The sequence below is a fragment of the Motilibacter deserti genome (genome assembly GCF_011250635.1).
Lineage (GTDB): Bacteria > Actinomycetota > Actinomycetes > Motilibacterales > Motilibacteraceae > Motilibacter_A > Motilibacter_A deserti.
This window is the reverse complement of the sequence record NZ_JAANNP010000216.1, coordinates 1-1,730: the sequence shown is the minus strand read 5'-3', so window position 1 is coordinate 1,730 and position 1,730 is coordinate 1. Positions and strand designations below refer to the sequence as shown.

General features: G+C 70.4%; 1 protein-coding gene. It reads left to right on the top strand.

Annotation, left to right across the window (positions count from 1 at the left end):
* Positions 1 to 1,729 (top strand): sulfatase family protein (locus G9H71_RS22535; RefSeq protein ID WP_166284985.1); only part of this gene is annotated, 1,729 nt, incomplete at its 5' end.
* Position 1,730: the final 1 nt, after the last annotated feature.

Here is a 1,730-nt window from a genome sequence, read left to right as displayed (position 1 = left end):
CTACAACGGTGCCTACGGCGACCCGGTCGCACGCACGCCGAACATCGACCGGCTCGCTGCGGAGGGCGTCCGCTTCGAGGCCGCCTACTCCGCGGCGCCGGTCTGCGCGCCGTCGCGGTTCGCGTTCGTGACGGGCCTCTATCCGGAGACGGCGGGCCCGGCGCACCACATGCGCGCCAACGCCAACATCCCGTCGTACGTCCGCGGCTTTCCCGAGTACCTGCGCCAGGCCGGCTACTACACGACCAACAACTCCAAGACGGACTACAACGCCGCCATCGACCTGGCCGCGACCTGGGACGCGAACAGCGGCAGCGCTCACTGGCGCAACCGCCCCACGGCTGACACCCCGTTCTTCGCCACGTTCACGACGCTGACCAACCACGAGTCCTCGCTGTTCACCATGGTTGACGGCAACGTGAAGCCCGAGGACGTCCGGGTGCCGGCGTTCCTGCCGGACACGCTGGAGGTCCGGCGCGGGATCGCGCACTCCTACAACCGGCAGGAGGTCGCGGACGCCGAGCTCGGGCGCCGGCTGGCCGAGCTGGAGGCCGACGGGCTGGCCGACGACACGATCGTGGTCTACGCCGGGGACAACGGCGGAGCGCTGCCCTGGAGCAAGCGCTTCGGCAACGACAACGGCCTGCACGTCCCGCTCATCATCAGGGTGCCGCCGAAGTGGCAGCATCTCGTGTCGAAGAAGCCCGGGCAGCGGGTCACGTCGCCGGTGCACGGCGTCGACCTCGCGCCGACGGTGCTGTCGCTCGCGGGGCTGGACGTGCCGGCGCACCTGCAGGGGCAGCCGATCCTCGGCACGCGCCCGCAGCGGCAGTACTACACGTTCGGCGAGCGCAGCCGGATGGACGAGCGCTACGACCTGCAGCGGACGGCGCGCGACGAGCAGTTCGTCTACATCCGCAACTACATGCCGCACCGCCCGTACGGCATCAACATGGCCTACATGTGGCAGCAGCGGGCCTACCAGCTGTGGGAGCAGGCGCACCTGGAGGGGACGCTCACCCCGGAGCAGGACCGGTTCTTCGACGAGAAGCCGTGGGAGGAGCTCTACGACCTGGCCGCCGACCCCGACCAGGTGCACAACCTGGCGGACGTGCCGAAGTACCGCTCGACGCGCAACCGCTTCCGGCAGGCGCTCGAGGAGCACATCCTCGAGGTGAACGACAACGGCTTCCTGCCCGAGTCGCACCCGGCCGAGGGCTACGAGCAGAGCCGCGTGCCGGGCGCGTACCCGCTCGAGCACGTCCTGGAGGTCGCGGAGCTCGCCGCCCGCAGGGACCCCGCCAACCTCGACCGGCTGCTGCTCGACCTCGACCACGGCAACGACGTCGTCCGCTACTGGGCGGCGACCGGGCTGCTGATCCTCGGGGACGCGGCCGAGCCCGCGTCCAGGGCGCTGGCCGAGGTGTTCGCCACCGAGACGTCGGTCTTCGTGAAGATCCCGCTCGCCGAGGCGCTCGCCCGACTGGGCCACACCTTCCACAGCGTCAAGTTCCTCGCGGACACCGTGGACACGCACCCGAATGCACGAGTCCGGCTGCAGGCGTTGAACGCGCTCACGTACGTCGGGGTCGCCGCGCTGCCCTACAAGCCGGTGGTCGAGCGGGCGGCGGTGTCGACCGACGAGTACCTGCGCAACGCCGGCCGCTACCTCAACTTCGTCCTCAGCGGCACCTACACGCCGACCACCCCGGTGTTCGGCGGGTTCTGAC